This is a genomic window from Actinosynnema sp. NPDC023658, assembly GCF_040639995.1.
Lineage (GTDB): Bacteria > Actinomycetota > Actinomycetes > Mycobacteriales > Pseudonocardiaceae > Actinosynnema.
In genome coordinates this window covers 1-14358 of the sequence record NZ_JBFAAX010000130.1, presented here as the reverse complement: position 1 = coordinate 14358, position 14358 = coordinate 1, and the positions used below count along the sequence as shown (strand labels likewise).

General features: G+C 71.8%; 14 protein-coding genes and 1 pseudogene. 4 read left to right on the top strand and 11 right to left on the bottom strand.

What is annotated here, in order from left to right; genetic code table 11:
• Window positions 1-251 (bottom strand): hypothetical protein (locus AB0G02_RS16735; RefSeq protein ID WP_360794609.1); only part of this gene is annotated, 251 nt, incomplete at its 3' end.
• A gap of 121 nt (window positions 252-372) precedes the next feature.
• Window positions 373-693 (bottom strand): annotated as a pseudogene (locus AB0G02_RS16730) (transposase); the annotation flags it as partial.
• 418 nt (window positions 694-1111) lie between these two features.
• Between AB0G02_RS16730 and AB0G02_RS16725 the strand changes: the two are divergent.
• The 3 genes from AB0G02_RS16725 to AB0G02_RS16715 are packed head-to-tail and all read left to right on the top strand — an operon-like array spanning window position 1112 to window position 4113.
• Window positions 1112-1957, top strand: coding sequence for a metallophosphoesterase (locus AB0G02_RS16725; protein ID WP_360794607.1), 846 nt, complete (start codon window positions 1112-1114; stop codon window positions 1955-1957).
• Window positions 1954-2613, top strand: a complete 660-nt coding sequence (locus tag AB0G02_RS16720; protein WP_360794605.1) for a 4'-phosphopantetheinyl transferase superfamily protein — start codon at window positions 1954-1956, stop codon at window positions 2611-2613. The genes AB0G02_RS16725 and AB0G02_RS16720 overlap by 4 nt, the downstream gene beginning before the upstream one ends.
• A 21-nt stretch (window positions 2614-2634) precedes the next feature.
• Window positions 2635-4113, top strand: a complete 1479-nt coding sequence (locus AB0G02_RS16715) for a glutamate--cysteine ligase (RefSeq protein WP_360794603.1) — start codon at window positions 2635-2637, stop codon at window positions 4111-4113.
• Window positions 4114-4206: 93 nt separating this feature from the next.
• Here AB0G02_RS16715 and AB0G02_RS16710 read toward each other — a convergent pair whose 3' ends face one another.
• The 5 genes from AB0G02_RS16710 to AB0G02_RS16690 all read right to left on the bottom strand — a co-directional run bounded on the left by AB0G02_RS16710 (window position 4207) and on the right by AB0G02_RS16690 (window position 7641).
• Window positions 4207-4437: a hypothetical protein gene (locus AB0G02_RS16710; protein ID WP_360794601.1), complete on the bottom strand. Its 231-nt coding sequence runs from the start codon at window positions 4435-4437 to the stop codon at window positions 4207-4209.
• 133 nt (window positions 4438-4570) lie between these two features.
• Window positions 4571-6013 carry a cellulase family glycosylhydrolase gene (locus AB0G02_RS16705; RefSeq protein ID WP_360794599.1) on the bottom strand — a complete coding sequence of 481 codons (1443 nt, stop codon included), beginning with the start codon at window positions 6011-6013 and terminating at the stop codon, window positions 4571-4573.
• Window positions 6014-6242: 229 nt separating this feature from the next.
• Window positions 6243-6635: a hypothetical protein gene (locus AB0G02_RS16700; RefSeq protein WP_360794597.1), complete on the bottom strand. Its 393-nt coding sequence runs from the start codon at window positions 6633-6635 to the stop codon at window positions 6243-6245.
• 45 nt (window positions 6636-6680) lie between these two features.
• Window positions 6681-7088, bottom strand: a complete 408-nt coding sequence (locus AB0G02_RS16695; RefSeq protein ID WP_360794595.1) for a hypothetical protein — start codon at window positions 7086-7088, stop codon at window positions 6681-6683.
• 4 nt (window positions 7089-7092) lie between these two features.
• Window positions 7093-7641: a TetR/AcrR family transcriptional regulator gene (locus tag AB0G02_RS16690; RefSeq protein ID WP_360794593.1), complete on the bottom strand. Its 549-nt coding sequence runs from the start codon at window positions 7639-7641 to the stop codon at window positions 7093-7095.
• Window positions 7642-7686: 45 nt separating this feature from the next.
• Here AB0G02_RS16690 and AB0G02_RS16685 point away from each other — a divergent pair, with 45 nt between their 5' ends.
• Window positions 7687-9297: an AMP-dependent synthetase/ligase gene (locus AB0G02_RS16685; protein ID WP_360794592.1), complete on the top strand. Its 1611-nt coding sequence runs from the start codon at window positions 7687-7689 to the stop codon at window positions 9295-9297.
• Here the strand turns inward: AB0G02_RS16685 and AB0G02_RS16680 are convergent.
• The 4 genes from AB0G02_RS16680 to AB0G02_RS16665 all read right to left on the bottom strand — a co-directional run bounded on the left by AB0G02_RS16680 (window position 9261) and on the right by AB0G02_RS16665 (window position 14102).
• The gene (locus AB0G02_RS16680; protein WP_360794590.1) at window positions 9261-9980 is read right to left on the bottom strand and encodes a DUF998 domain-containing protein; all 720 of its coding nucleotides are present in this window, start codon (window positions 9978-9980) and stop codon (window positions 9261-9263) included. The genes AB0G02_RS16685 and AB0G02_RS16680 overlap by 37 nt on opposite strands.
• A gap of 88 nt (window positions 9981-10068) precedes the next feature.
• Window positions 10069-11055: a LacI family DNA-binding transcriptional regulator gene (locus AB0G02_RS16675; RefSeq protein WP_360794588.1), complete on the bottom strand. Its 987-nt coding sequence runs from the start codon at window positions 11053-11055 to the stop codon at window positions 10069-10071.
• Window positions 11056-11109: 54 nt separating this feature from the next.
• Window positions 11110-12843 (bottom strand): discoidin domain-containing protein, encoded by a 1734-nt coding sequence (locus AB0G02_RS16670; protein WP_360794586.1) that lies wholly within the window; start codon window positions 12841-12843, stop codon window positions 11110-11112.
• Window positions 12840-14102 carry a DUF1996 domain-containing protein gene (locus AB0G02_RS16665; RefSeq protein WP_360794584.1) on the bottom strand — a complete coding sequence of 421 codons (1263 nt, stop codon included), beginning with the start codon at window positions 14100-14102 and terminating at the stop codon, window positions 12840-12842. Before AB0G02_RS16665 ends, AB0G02_RS16670 begins: the two co-directional genes overlap by 4 nt.
• Window positions 14103-14358: the final 256 nt, after the last annotated feature.

Below are 14358 nucleotides of genomic sequence, written 5' to 3'. Positions count from 1 at the left end.
CCGGCGGCGGGCGACGCCTCGCCCTGGGCCGCGGCGCGGGCGGGGGTGTGGCGGGCCTGGGCCCGGTGACCCGGCGCGACCGGGGCCGACGCCTCGATCAGGCCGGCGTGCACGAGTGCGCGCGCCGCGGTGGGGTCGCAGAACGGCAGGCCGTCGACCCGCAGGTCGGGTTCCGCGCTGCCGGTCAGGTCGACCCGGTTCGCGACCGTCGCCCTCAGCAGGGCGATCTCACGTCTGGACAGCTCTTCCACGTCGAACACCTCCAGTGGGACGTTCGGTGGCCGCGGACGTCCCGGTTCGGCTGTGGGACGCCCGCGGAGCCACCGTCGTTCCCCGATCCGCTCAGCCCGCGGCGCGCGCGCCGCGTCGTTCCGCTGCTTCCAGCACCAGCCGGAGCCACTCGCCGTCCGCCGCGCCCTCCATCGCCACCCGCCGCAGCCTCGGCCACAGCCCGGCCTCGCTCCACTCCTGGAACCGCCGGTGCACGGTCGGCACGGTCACGCCGAACGTCGGCGGCAGGTGCCGCCACGCGCAACCGCTGGTGAGCACGAAGACGATCGCGGTGAAGATGGCCCGGTCCGACACCCGACCCCGGCCGCCGCCCTGGCGGCGCACCTTCGCGGGTGGCAGCAGCGGCTCCACGGCCGCCCACAACGACGGCGGCACCAGGCGCACGGCCAGTTGCTCGATCACGTCGGCGTGCGGGGGTCGGGGAGGCGCTTCCGGTGCCCGGCGCACCCACGGCTCCTGCCGCTGGGCGTCGCCGCGCTGGCGGGCGCGCAGCAACATGGCCAGGGCGGCGTCGTCGTTGCGCCTCGGTGCGACCGCCGGGTGCGCGTGCTGTTGCGCCTGGCGGGCGATCTCCGCGCCCACCGTTCGACCGAACGGCTGCGCTGGTCGTACGTAGTTGGTCATCAGGTCCTCCGCCCAGGACTGTCGTGATGCCCATCACGCTAGGAACACCGACGCCCCCTGGTAAGGAACCGCGCGACGAACGGGAGTGGTCCAGCGTCACGCGGCTCCCCCCGCTCCGTCGAACGGCCACGGACGAGCGACGAGCGGATGAGCGGTCACTCCCCCGTCGCCCTCAGGCACGGATACGCTCGGCAGCGTGACCACTCCGCCGCGACTCCTCGCCACCAGCGACCTGCACGTGACGTACCAGCAGAACCGCGACTTCGTCGAAGCGATCCGACCGCACTCCCCCGACGACTGGCTGATCGTGGCGGGCGACGTGGCCGAGAAGTTCGACGACGTCGAGTGGGCGCTGGGCGTGCTGCGCGGCCGGTTCGCCAAGGTGGTCTGGTCGCCGGGCAACCACGAGCTGTGGACCACCAAGGACGACCCGGCGCAGGCCCGCGGCGCGGTGCGCTACGAGCAGCTGGTGGAGCTGTGCCGCAGCATCGACGTGCTCACCCCCGAGGACGAGTTCGCGGTGTTCGAGGGGCAGGGCGGGCCGGTGGCGGTGGCGCCGCTGTTCACGCTCTACGACTACACGTTCCGGCCGGCGGGCACGACGGACAAGGCGTCCGCGCTCGCCGTCGCCCAGGAGGCCGGTGTCATCTGCACCGACGAGTACTTCCTGCACCCCGACCCGTACCCGAGCCGTGACGCCTGGTGCGCGGCGCGGATCGTGGAGACCGAACGCCGGTTGCGCACCGTGGACACGTCGTTGCGGACCGTGCTGATCAACCACTGGCCCCTCGTCCGGGATCCCACGTTCGTGCTGCGGTACCCCGAATTCGCCCTGTGGTGCGGCAGCGAGCGGACGGCGGACTGGCACCTGCGGTTCCGCGCGGCGGTGGTGGTCTACGGACACCTGCACATCCCGCGCACGATCCGCAAGGACGGCGTCCGCTTCGACGAGGTGTCGCTGGGCTACCCGCGGGAGTGGCAGCCGCGTGGCTGGACCGCGGCACCGCTGCTGGACGTGCTGCGCGAGGGGGACGCCCGATGATCAACGACCTGCTCGCGCCGCCGGTGTCGGCGTTCGACGCGTTCGACGACCCCGACGGGGTGGTGCTGTTCCCCGAGGAGGAGGAGCACATCGCCCGCGCGGTGGACAAGAGGCGCAAGGAGTTCACCACCGGGCGGCACTGCGCGCGCACCGCGCTGGCGGCCCTCGGCTTCCCGCCCGTGCCCCTGCTGCCCGGTCCCAAGCGTGAGCCGATGTGGCCGGAGGGCGTGGTCGGCAGCATCACGCACTGCAAGGGCTACCGCGCGGCGGCCGTGGCGCGGGCCTCCGACGTGTGGACCATCGGCATCGACGCCGAGCCGAACGAGCCGACCCCGGACGGCGTGCTGGAGGCCGTCGCGGTGCCCGGCGAGCTGGCCCGGATGGGTGAGCTGAGGGCGGCGAGCGACAAGGTCGCGTGGGACCGGTTGCTGTTCAGCGCGAAGGAGTCGGTGTACAAGGCGTGGTTCCCGCTGGCGCGGGCGTGGCTGGGGTTCGAGGATGCGGAGGTGACCATCAACCCGGACGACGGCACGTTCACCGCGCGGATCCTCGTCGAGCCGCCGGTGGTGGACGGCGTCGCGGTGGACGGGTTCACGGGTCGCTGGCTGGCGCGGGAGGGGTTTGTGGTGACCGCGATCGCGGTACCCGCGCGCTGATCGGGCTGAGAAGGCGGGGGTATGGGCGACGAGGTCGAGCGACACCAGTTCACCCGCGACGACCGGACGCGGTACCGCACGAAGGTGCGCCGGTGCCTGGACGTGTTCGCCAGGATGCTGAGCGAGTCCCGGTTCGAGTTCGACCGGCCCACGACGGGGCTGGAGATCGAGCTGAACCTGGTCGACGACGCGGGCGACCCGACGATGCGCAACGCCGAGGCGCTGGAGGCCATCGCGGACCCGGACTTCGTGACCGAGCTCGGCCAGTGGAACCTGGAGATCAACGTCGCGCCGCGGCTGCTGACCGGCGGCGGGATCTCCGCGTTCGAGGACGTCGTGCGGACGTCGTTGAACGAGGCCGAGCACAAGGCGCGCGAGGTCGACGCGCACATGGTGATGATCGGGATCCTGCCGACGCTGCAGCCCAAGCACCTGGCGGTGGACGCGCTGTCGGGCAACCCGCGGTACCTGCTGCTGAACGAGCAGGTGCTGGCCGCGCGCGGCGAGGACCTGCAGATCGCGATCAGCGGCGTCGAGCGGTTGCAGCTCACCGCGGACTCGATCGTGCCGGAGGCGGCGTGCACGAGCACGCAGTTCCACCTCCAGGTGTCGCCGGAGGACTTCGCGGCGTACTGGAACGCGGCGCAGGCCATCGCGGGCGTGCAGGTCGCGATCGGGGCCAACTCGCCGTTCCTGCTGGGCAAGGAGCTGTGGCGGGAGACCCGGATCGCGTTGTTCCAGCAGGCCACGGACACGCGCAGCGACGAGCTGAAGGAACAGGGCGTCCGGCCGCGGGTGTGGTTCGGGGAGCGGTGGATCACGTCGATCTTCGACCTGTTCGAGGAGAACGTGCGGTACTTCCCCGCGTTGCTGCCCATCTGCGACGAGGAAGACCCGGTGCAGGTGCTGGAGCGCGGCGACACGCCGTCGTTGGCGGAGCTGCGGTTGCACAACGGCACGATCTACCGGTGGAACCGGCCGGTGTACGACGTGGTGCGCGACCAGCCCCACCTTCGGGTGGAGAACCGGACGCTGCCGGCCGGGCCGACCGTGGTCGACATGCTGGCGAACGGCGCGTTCTACTACGGGTTGGTGCGCGTGCTGGCCGAGGAGGAGCGGCCGCTGTGGTCGCAGATGTCGTTCAGCGCGGCGGAGGACAACTTCACGGCTGGTGCGCGGGCGGGCCTGGACGCGCAGGTGTACTGGCCGGGGCTCGGCACCGTGCCGGTGGCGGAGCTGGTGCTGCGCCGCCTGCTGCCGATGGCGCACGAGGGCCTGGTGCGGATGAAGGTGGACGCGGCCGAGCGCGACCGGCTGCTCGGCGTGATCGAGCAGCGCTGCCTGACCGGAGTGAACGGTGCGACGTGGCAGGCGCGCGCCTTCCACCACCACTACGACCACACCGCCCTGGACCGGCCCGAGGCGTTGCGGCGGATGCTGCGCACCTACCGGGACCTCATGCACAGCAACGAGCCGGTGCACACCTGGCCGGTGTCCTGAACCGCCGGCTCCGGGGCCGTCCCACCGGGTGACCCGCGGACGGGCGACTGCGAGCGGGTCGTGCGCCGCCTCAGTCCGGTAGCCGCAACGCCCTCATGGCGTCGGCCTGGCGGGCGGCGACGGCCCGGTTCCACCACCGCTCGCCCTCCTCGCGCCCTGGTGCAGCGCGGACAGGCTGAACATGGCGTCCACGTCACCGCGGTCGGCCGCCGCGCGGTACCAGACCTCCGCCGCCGCGACGTCACCGCTGCGCGCCGCGGCCACCCCCAGACCGACCACGGCCGCCGTGTCACCGGTGCGTGCGCTGCTCCCCGACCTCCTCACGTGCGCCCCCTCGGACCTCGGCACGACCCACCACCGACGATCCTCCCGCACCGCCGACGACCGCCTCACCGCCGAAAGTGACCCGGGGGCACGGCGTGCGCCGCGGTGAGCGCACGCCGCACCCCCGGTCCGCTCAGCTGGTCGGGAAGTCGTCCGGGGTCCGCATCCGGTCGCGGATCCACACGCCGGCGGGCTTCAGCACGCCCGTGCCGGTGAAGGTGGACCCGTCGCAGGTGCCCTCCTTGAACACCGCGCCCGACCGGAAGTCGTCGGAGAAGTTCCAGTTCGTCCAGCCGATCTTGTTGGCCGCCAGGAAGTCCAGGTACTTCTGGCTGTAGGCGAAGTCGTTCGCGCCGTCGCCGGTGTAGGTCTGGGTGCCGAACTCGGTCACGAAGATCGGCAGCCGCGACGCCGCCCGCTGCAGCGCGGCGAAGTACTCGTCCTGGTGCGACGCGGCGTAGAAGTGGAACGTGTACATGAAGTTCGTGGCGTTGATCGGGTTGGCGATGATGTCCTGCTCGCTGCGCCCGTCCGAGATGCCGAGCGAACCCCAGCCGTGGGTGCCGACGAACACCACGCCGTCGGGGTCCTGCGCCCGGATGACCGGGATCATCTGCTCGGCGTAGGACTTGATCCCCGCCCACGACACGTTGTTCGGCTCGTTCGCGATGTCGTAGATGATGTTGGTCTTGTCGCGGTGCCGCTGCGCGACCTCGGTGAAGAACGTGCGGGCCAACGCGATGTTGGCGTTCGGGTCGCCGGGGTCGAGCTGGTGCCAGTCGACCAGCGCGTACAGGCCGCGCCGGGTGGCCTCCTCGATGTAGCCGTGCACCAGGTCGGTGAACTTGCGCGGGTTCGTCTCGTACCCGTCCTCCTGCACGTACATCGAGATCCGCAGGACGTCGGCGCCCCAGTCGGTCGCCAGCGCGTCCAGCGACGCCGGCTTGACGCACTGCGCGTACCACTGGATGCCGTGCGTGCTCATGCCGCGCAGCTGGATCGGCCTGCCGTACTGGTTGCACAGCTTCACGCCGCACACGCGCAGCTGACCGTTCACGTCGGCGGGTCGGCCGACGCCGGTGGTGGCGGTGTCGACGGTGAGCCGGTCGAGGTTCGGGCCGCCGTTCGCCGTGGTCGCGGTGGCGCGCACGCGGTTCGCGCCGGCCGCCAGCGACACCGTCGCCGTGCCGGTGGACCAGGTCGACCACGCGCCGGTGCCGGGGAACGGGAGGCTCGTCGCGCCGCCGCCGTTCACCGTGACGCTCACCGGCCGGGTGGTGGTCGTGCCGTTGGCGTACCGGAAGGACAGGGTCGCGGTGCCGGCGGCCGGGGCGTTGACGGTGAACTCGACGTACGAGCCGGTCGCGTTGTCGTAGTTGACGAAACCGCCGCCGGTGTAGCCCGCGTGGTTCGACTCGACCAGGCCGCCGGAGATCGTCGCGCTCTCCGCCTGGTGCTCGGTGACGGCCGCCGCGCCGAGGTCTGCGGCGTCGACGTCGGCCGAAGCCGCCGGCACGGCCAGGAAGGCCGCGACCAGCGGCGGCAACAGGGTCAGTACGGGCCATCGGAGTGCCACGGTGTGCCTCCCACGAGGTCAGGGGTGAGGTGGAACGCGGTGGCGGCGGTTCAGTTAGGAAAGTTTCCTATCTGTTGCGAGGGATCACAGCACCCCCGGACGTCCGCTGTCAACGGGTGCGGGGGTCGACGCACGCGGGAAAGGGGCCGGAGGCCGACACACTCGTGAGGTCGGCGCGTGCGGAGGCCGGGACGTTCAGCGCGGCGGCGCGCTCAGGTGGTCGGCGCGCTCAGGCGGTCGGCACCACGAGACGGCGCACCCGCAGGTGGGTGCTGGCGTTCCACGCCGACACCAGGCCGGGCAGCAGCACGTGCCACGGCAGCAGGGCCAGCACGTCGCGGCGCACGGCCAGCACGATCCGGCCCGCCGCACCGCCGTCGAACCACACCACCCGCAGCGGCGCGTCGCCCGGCACCTCCTCCACGGCGGCCAGCGGCACCAGTCCGGGCGGCAGCACCACCCGGTGCACGCACGACTCGGCCGTGAACCCGTCCGCCCGCAGCGCCTCGTGCCGCACGAACAGCGACCGCACCGCGGCGACCAGCCGTCGCTCGCCCAGACCGGCCCGGACTTGGAGGGTCATGGACTCGTAGCCGGCGATCGTGACGGGCCGTGTGGACACGCGTGAGCCTTCCCGGGAACGTCGGAAGGCCAAAGCTAGCACCAGCTAGTAGTCGTCGCCGCCGAAGAACGTCTCCTCCAGCCGGTCCGCCGTGCCCGCGAGCAGCGCCAGGGGCTCGGTGAACTCGTGGATGTCCAGGTCCGCCAACGGCAGCGAGTGCCGCAGCACGATGTGCTCGCCCATGATCGCCGCGCCGCACGCGATGGTCGAGTTGCCGACCTCGGAGAGGAACGCGTGCAGGTCGACGTTCGCCGCCAGCCCGATCGGTGAGGCGATCTGCACCCACTCGTGCAGCTTGTCGAGCACCTCGCGGACCAGGATGACCACCTGGGTCCGCGAGTCGTCCTCGTCGTACTGCTCGAAGTTGAACAGGATGCGGATCTCGTCCTCGTTCTCCGCGATCACGTCGTAGGTGTCGTGCACGTACGCGGCTAGGTCGCCCCAAGTGGCCATGCGGTCACCCTACGGGCGCGACCGCCGCCCACACCGCATCACCGACCGGATCGGCGGCCACCGCCAGGTCGAGGGCGCCCATCAGGTACCGCCGGGCGCACTCGTGCGCCGGTCCCATCACCACGGGGTCCAACGCCCACAACGGGATCTCCCGCACCTCCCCCGCCGCCATGCGGTCCGCGAACCACCGGGCGACCGGCTCGAACGCCGCCGCCTTGACGACCGGGTCCGCGGTCGACGGCGCGGCGTAGAGGAACCGGGCCCGGCCGGGGTGCTCGGTGACCCACCCCAGGTAGCGCGCCACCGCCGCGCGCACGGCCTGCTCCGCGTCGCCGTCGCCCAGCGCGGGCAGCATCGCCGCGACGCAGTGCGCGAAGCTCTCCCCGTACAGCACGGCGAACACGCCCGCCCGGCTGCCGAAGTGGTGGTAGACGCTGCCGTTGGACACCCCGGAACGGGCGGTGAGCGCGCTGATCGTGACCGCGTCCAGCCCGCCCTCGTCGACCAGCGCGAGCGCGGCGTCCAGCACCGCCCGCCGACCAGTCGCCCTCATGGGCGCTAGAGTACCGCTCTAGAGCGCCGCTCCCTGGAGGTCACCGTGGCCCGTTCCATCCCCGATCTGCTGCGTGAACGCGTGCGCGAGACGCCGGACGCGGAGGCCCTGCGCCACCGCACCGGCGACACGTGGACGTCGCTGACCTGGGCCGAGGTCGGGGAGCACGTGCGCAGGCGGGCGCTGGGCTTCCGGCAGCTCGGCGTGCGGGACGAGGCGCGCGTCGCGATCATGGCCGCCACCAGCGTGGACTGGATCCTCACCGACCTGGCCGTGCTCGCCGCGGGCGGCGTGACGACGACCATCTACCCCAGCAGCACGCCGGACGTGGTGGCGCACATCGTCCGCGACTCGGAGAGCGTGCTGGTCGTCGCGGACCCGGACCTGGCGGGCAAGGTGGACGCGAAGGTCGTCACGACCGACTGGGAGCCCGACGACGCCGAGGGCGACTACGACGCGATGGTGGACGAGCTGACGCCCGACCGGCTGGCCACCCTGATCTACACCTCCGGCACCACCGGCACGCCCAAGGGCGTCGAGCTGACCCACGACAACTGGCTCTACACCGCGGAGGCGATCCGCGAGCTGGGCGTGCTGAAGCCGGAGGACCTGCACTTCCTGTGGCTGCCGATGTCCCACGCGTTCGGCAAGGTGCTCCAGGTCGGGATGCTGGCGACCGGCGTGCCCACCGCCGTGGACGGCGACGTGGACCGGATCGCGGACAACCTGCTCCGGCTGCGCCCGACCGTCGTGGCCGCCGCGCCGCGGATCTTCGAGAAGATCCACCAGCGGATCGTGGCGTCGATGCGCGAGGCGGGCGGCGTGAGGGCCAAGCTGTTCGACTGGGCGCTCACCGTGGCCGAGCACCCGGAGTGGGCGCTGCGCCGCAAGGTCGCGGACAAGCTGGTGTTCAGCAAGCTGCGGGAGCGGGTGGGCGGTCGGATCAAGTACTTCGTGTCCGGCTCCGCGCCGCTGTCCCGGCCGGTGGGCGAGTTCTTCGACCGCGCGGGCATCACCATCCTGGAGGGCTACGGCCTGACCGAGACCTCCGCGGCGTCGTTCGTGAACCGGCCCGAGGCGAACAAGCTCGGCACGGTCGGCCCGCCGCTGGTGGGCACCGAGGTGCGCATCGCGGACGACGGCGAGGTGCTGATCGGCGGGCGCGGCGTGATGCGCGGCTACCACGGCCTGCCCGAGGAGACCGCCGAGGCGTTGCAGGACGGCTGGCTGCACACCGGCGACATGGGCGAGCTGGACGAGCGGGGCCGGTTGCGCATCACCGACCGGAAGAAGGAGCTGATCAAGACCTCCGGCGGCAAGTACGTCGCGCCGCAGGCGGTGGAAGGCCAGGTCAAGGCCAACAGCCCGTACATCGGCAACGTGCTGGTGCACGGCGACGGGCGCAACTACTGCGTCGCGCTGGTCACCCTCGACCCCGACCTCGCGCCCGACGACCTCGACGCGGACGCCGAGGTGGGCCGGGCGGTCGAGGCCGCCAACGCCAAGCTGGCCCGGCACGAGACGATCAAGAAGTTCGCCGTGCTCGCGGAGGACTTCTCGGTGGCCGACGGCACCCTCACGGCCAGCCTCAAGATGCGCCGCAAGGAGATCGAGGCCCGCTACCGGGACGTGTTGGACGGCTTGTACTCGGGCTGACCGGCCGCGGGCGGCGCGGACCGGGTCGCCGCGACCGCCCACAGGCCCACCACCAGCACCGCGACCACCTCGGTGAGCACCAGCAGACGTTCCACGTACCCGAGCGGGATCACCCGCCACCAGGGCGTGCCGACGACCGCGTTCACCGCGATGGCGTACAGGATCGGCGTGAAGGCCAGGGCCGACAGCAGCCCGAGCGCCGACGTCCGACGGGCGTGCGCGCCCCACACCGGGTCGCGCCGCCACGGCCGGGCCAGCAGCACCGCGGCGACCGGCAGGGCGACGAACGCGAGCAGGCTGCCGAAGCGGTGGATGCCGCCGCCGACGCTCGGGCCGATCGCCCAGTTGTTCTTCGGGAAGACCACCACCAGCGCCAACCCGACCGACCAGGCGGCGAACGCCACCGCGGCCACCGAGTTCCACCTGGTCACGCCACGCCGGACCAGCACCGCGAGGATCGCGGCCGACCCGAGCACCAGCAGCACGACGGCCGTGTCGAACACCCAGCGCTGCGGCCCCAGGGCGTACTCGCTGATGGTGCGGCGCAGGTGCCGGGTCGACCCACCCAGCCGGTAGACGTCGAGGCCGCCGACGAGGACGACGGTGAGCACGACCGCGACCGCACCCGCCAAGGCGACGACGCGGGCCGGGGAACGGGTGGGTGCGGGGTCAACGGGGAGCACAACGGACAGAACGGACGACGGGTGGCCGGTGGTTCCGGAGTCCGGCGAACTCACAGCTCCGGCGGGCGGTGGCCGGATCGGCAGGGCCTCAGCTCGACCGGCGGACCACGAGCGTCGGCGCGAACACCACGGAGCTGACCGGCCGGTCCGGCCGCTCGACCCGCTCCACCAGCAGGCGGGCCATCTCGGCGGCCATGTCCTCGACCGGCTGCCGCACGGTCGTCAGCGGCGGGTCGCACTCGACGGCCGGGCTGCTGTCGTCGAAACCGACCACCTTCAGGTCCTCGGGCACCCGCCGACCGCTGTTGCGCAGCACCGGCAGCGCGCCGGTGGCCATCAGGTCCGAGGCGATGAACAGCCCGTCGACGTCCGCGCCCGCCAGCCGCCGGGCCGCCTCGGCGCCGCCCTCGCGGGAGAAGTCGCCCTCGACCACGACCGGCTCGGGCAGCCCGTGCCGGGCCACCGCCTCGCGGAAGCCGCGCAGCCGGTCCTGACCGGCGGGCGTCTCCAGCGGACCGGTGACGGTCGCCAGCCGGCCGCACCCGCGGGACACCAGGTGGTCGGCGGCCAGCCCCGCGCCGGCGGCCTGGTCCACGTCGACGTAGGTGATCGACATCGGCCGCACCGGGCGCGCGGCCAGCACGACCGGGAGGTTCGCCTCGATCAGCAGCCGCGGCAGCGGGTCCGCCTCGTGGGTGTGGATCAGGATCACGCCGTCCAGCCTGCGCTGCCGGATGTCGTCGACCACCTCGCGGTGGTCGCCGGTGGTCAGCACGAGCTGCACCCCCAGCGGCCGGATCACCGGCAGCACGCCGCTCACCACCCGGCCGAAGTACGGGTCGTGCACCGTGCGCCCCTCCTCCGGCAGCACGAGCCCGACCGCGCCCGCCCGGCGGGTGACGAGCGAGCGCGCCGCGCGGTTGGGCGCGTACCCGGTCGTGGAGATCGCCTTCTCCACGACTTGGCGCAGCTCACGGTCCACCGTGGCGACCCCGTTGACGACCCGGGACACCGTGGCCCGGGAAACCCCCGCGACCCGCGCGACCTCTTCCAACGTGACTGGTCTGCGGTCCACGTCAGCCTTTATACCGGGCGGTGCGGTCCCGCCGAGGCGGGACCGCACCAGCCGTCACTGGTAGACGCGGACGTAGTCGACCAACATGCGCTGCGGGAAGCTGGTGGTGGCGTCCGGAGGACCGGGCCAGTCACCGCCCACCGCGTTGTTGAGCAGGATGAAGAACGGCTTGTCGAACACCCACGGACCCCGCGTCGCCTCCACCGTCGCCTTGTCGATGGTGAGGACGGTCACGTTGTCGATGCTGAACACGATGCCCTTGCTGTTCCAGTCCAGCCGGAACAGGTGGAACGCGTTCGCGTAGTCCTGGCCGATGTCCCTCATCTGGCCGATCCCGCCGCCGCCGAAGTACGCCGGACCGTGGATCGTCTGGTACGCGGTGTTCGGCTCACGGCCCAGGTGCTCCATGATGTCGATCTCACCGCTGCCGGGCCACGGGGTGCCCTTGAAGATGTCGTTGCCGAGCATCCAGAACGCGGGCCACAGGCCCTTGGTGCCGGACACCTTGATGTTGGCCTCGACCCGGCCGTACGTCCACGACGCCTTGCCCTCGGTGATGATCCGGGCCGACGTGTACTGGCACGTGCCGCTGCCGCTGACCGGGTCGACCGGGCACGCCGCACCCGGCGTGACCTCCCGCCTGGCCTCCAGCACCATGTTCCCGGCGCCGTCGGTGAACGCGTTGCGGTTGTCGGTGTAGTACTGCAGCTCCGCGTTCTGCCCGGTGCCAACCTCCGGGCGCCACTTGCTCGCGTCCGGCTTCGTGCCCGCGGGCGTGTTGAACTCGTCGCTCCACACCAGCCGCAGCGGGTTGCCCGGGTCCGGTGCCTGCGCCGGCGGCGACGTGGGGCTGCCGCCGGTGCCGTAGACCTGGAACTCCCACAGCGAGTACCCGTACTGGCCGCTGCGCTTGGTCAGGTTCAACCGCACGTACCGGCCCGTGCCGCTCACGGTGAAGGTCTGCTTGAACCCCGTGCCGTTGGTGACCGACTGGATCGTCGTCCACGTGGAGGCGTTGTCCGAGGTCTGGATCTCGTACGCGGTGGCGTAGGCCGGGTCCCACTGGGCGACGACCTTGCTGATCCTCGCGGACGCGCCCAGGTCGACGTAGATCCAACCCGGGTCGACCCAGCCGGTGGTGGTGCTGGTGGCCCACCGGGTAGCCGGGTTGAAGTCCACCGCCTTCGCGGGCGTGCACCCGGAGCAGGCGCCGTCGTCCTGGAACGACGAGGCGAACGCCGGCTTGTTGTAGGACAGCAGGCCGTCGCCGGGCGGGTTGCCGCCCGTCGTGCCCGTGCGCACGGCGAACTCCCACAACGACACGCCGTACTGCGTGGAGCGCGCTGTGGTGTACACGCGGACGTAACGGCCCGTGCCGCTGAAGGTGACGTTCTGCGTGCCACCCGTGCCGGTCGTGGTCTGGTAGACCGTCGTCCAGGCCGAGCCGTCACCGGAGACCTGGACCTGGAACGCCGTCGCGTAGGCGGCCTCCCACTGCAACGTCGCGCCGCAGACCTCGCGGCTCGCGCCCAGGTCGACCCGCAGCCACTGGGGGTCGCTGAACGCGCTGGACCAGCGGGTGCCCGCGTTGCCGTCCACCGCCGAGGCGGCCGTGAACGGGCTGCCCGTCTCCACCGACGACGCGGTGACCGGGGCGTTCAGCGCCGCGTTGGCCGTGCCGCACTCCGCCGCCTGAGAGGCGGTTCCCGGCACGACCAGCGCGGTGAGCAGGGCGAACGCCACGCCCAACCGGGTGCCGGCTCGTCCGATCCCGCGCGGCCGGCTCACGGGTGACCGTCCGCGCCGCACTTGATGATCGGGTTGATGCAGTCGTGGACCCGGCGGGCGAGTTCCGCCTCCGGCCACGCGTTGAAGAAGTCGCCGTGCATGGTGTAGCCCGGCCCGGAGGCGAGGCGGAAGCGCGACGGGTCGCCGTTGACCGGGTAGCGCAGCACCTGGCGCAGCTTGGGCACGGGCACCGGGTGGGTCGACGGGCAGTCGCCGTTCACCGGGTAGGACATGTGGCTCTTGTGGTCGGTCGAGTCCAGGTCGCGACCGTTCCAGCACTGCGGGAAGTCCAGGTAGGACTCCAGCATCGTGCCCGCCGGGCAGTTCACGAAGTCCTTGGACGCGCCCACCTGCCCGGCGTGCAGGCAGGACCAGCGGGAGATCGTGCTGGCGTCGGGAGCGGTGGCCTTCGCGTTGCCCGCCACGATCCGCAGGCCCAGCGGGAACGGCTGGATGCGGGCGATGACGTCGTCGCGCACGCCCTCACCGAGGTAGTAGAACGTGGTGCCGGTCGGCTCGACGGGCTGGTTGTCCGCGTACAGGGTGGGCACCCAGTAGGAGGACAGGTCGACGCCCGGGTTGCACGTGCTCGTGCCCGCCAGGAGGGACTGCGTGGTGGTCCGGGCGTTGGTGGAGGTGTTGCCGAAGAAGCTGTGCATGTGCGACGCGCCGGGCAGGTTCGGCGCGACGATCGGGTCGTCGGGCAGTCGGTGGGAGTACGGGCACTCCGCCAGGAACTCCGCGACCCGGACGATCGGCCCGGTGGTGCCACCGACGCCGAACACCTGGAACTCCCACAGCGACACGCCGTACTGGGTGGCGCGGGCGGTCGTGTAGACGCGGACGAACCGGGCCGTGGCCGAGACCGTCAGGTTCTGCACGCCGACGTTGCCGGACGCGGTGACGAGCGTGGTCCAGGAGTTGCCGTCGGCCGAGGTCTGCAGCTGGAACGACCGGGCGTAGGCGTTCTCCCAGTTCAGCGTGACCTGGCTGATGGCGGTGGACGTGCCGAGGTCGACCCGGATCCACTGCGGGTCCGAGGCGGCGCTGGACCAGCGGGTGCCGGCGTTGCCGTCGACGGCCGCGCTGGCGGGCGTGCCCGCGTTCTCGGTGGACGAGGCGGTCACCGGCTTGCCCTGGGACAGCAGTTGCGGCGCCGCCGAGGCGGGAGAGGTGACGAAGGACAGTGCCGACGCGGTCAGTGCCGCGATGGCGAGCGCGGTGACCAGTCGACGACATCGGCGAATGGTGGGGATCACGACTCCCCTTTCGTAGGGTGCTGCGAGGTGGTTTCAGAGAGCGCTCTCACAGCGGAACGTAAGACGGCCTCCTGTATCAGTCAAGGAAAGCGACAGGTTCCGGTCATCCCGTAACAGCGGGTGAGAGAGCGCTCTCTCGCACCTGAGCGTTCAACTCACGTGTCCTGAGGGTAGGACTCTCGCGCTGCGAACGTAGGACTCTCGCGTTCTGGAGGTAGGACACGCGTGACCTGGGCGTAGGACACGCGCGCGTGTC

What these genes read in the sequence shown, in the direction of transcription:
- AB0G02_RS16720 (WP_360794605.1), top strand. Translation starts at nt 1,954, where the DNA reads ATGATCAACGACCTGCTCGCGCCGCCGGTGTCGGCGTTCGACGCGTTC.
- AB0G02_RS16715 (WP_360794603.1), top strand. Translation starts at nt 2,635, where the DNA reads ATGGGCGACGAGGTCGAGCGACACCAGTTCACCCGCGACGACCGGACG.
- AB0G02_RS16695 (WP_360794595.1), bottom strand. Translation starts at nt 7,088, where the DNA reads ATGGCCACTTGGGGCGACCTAGCCGCGTACGTGCACGACACCTACGAC.
- AB0G02_RS16690 (WP_360794593.1), bottom strand. Translation starts at nt 7,641, where the DNA reads ATGAGGGCGACTGGTCGGCGGGCGGTGCTGGACGCCGCGCTCGCGCTG.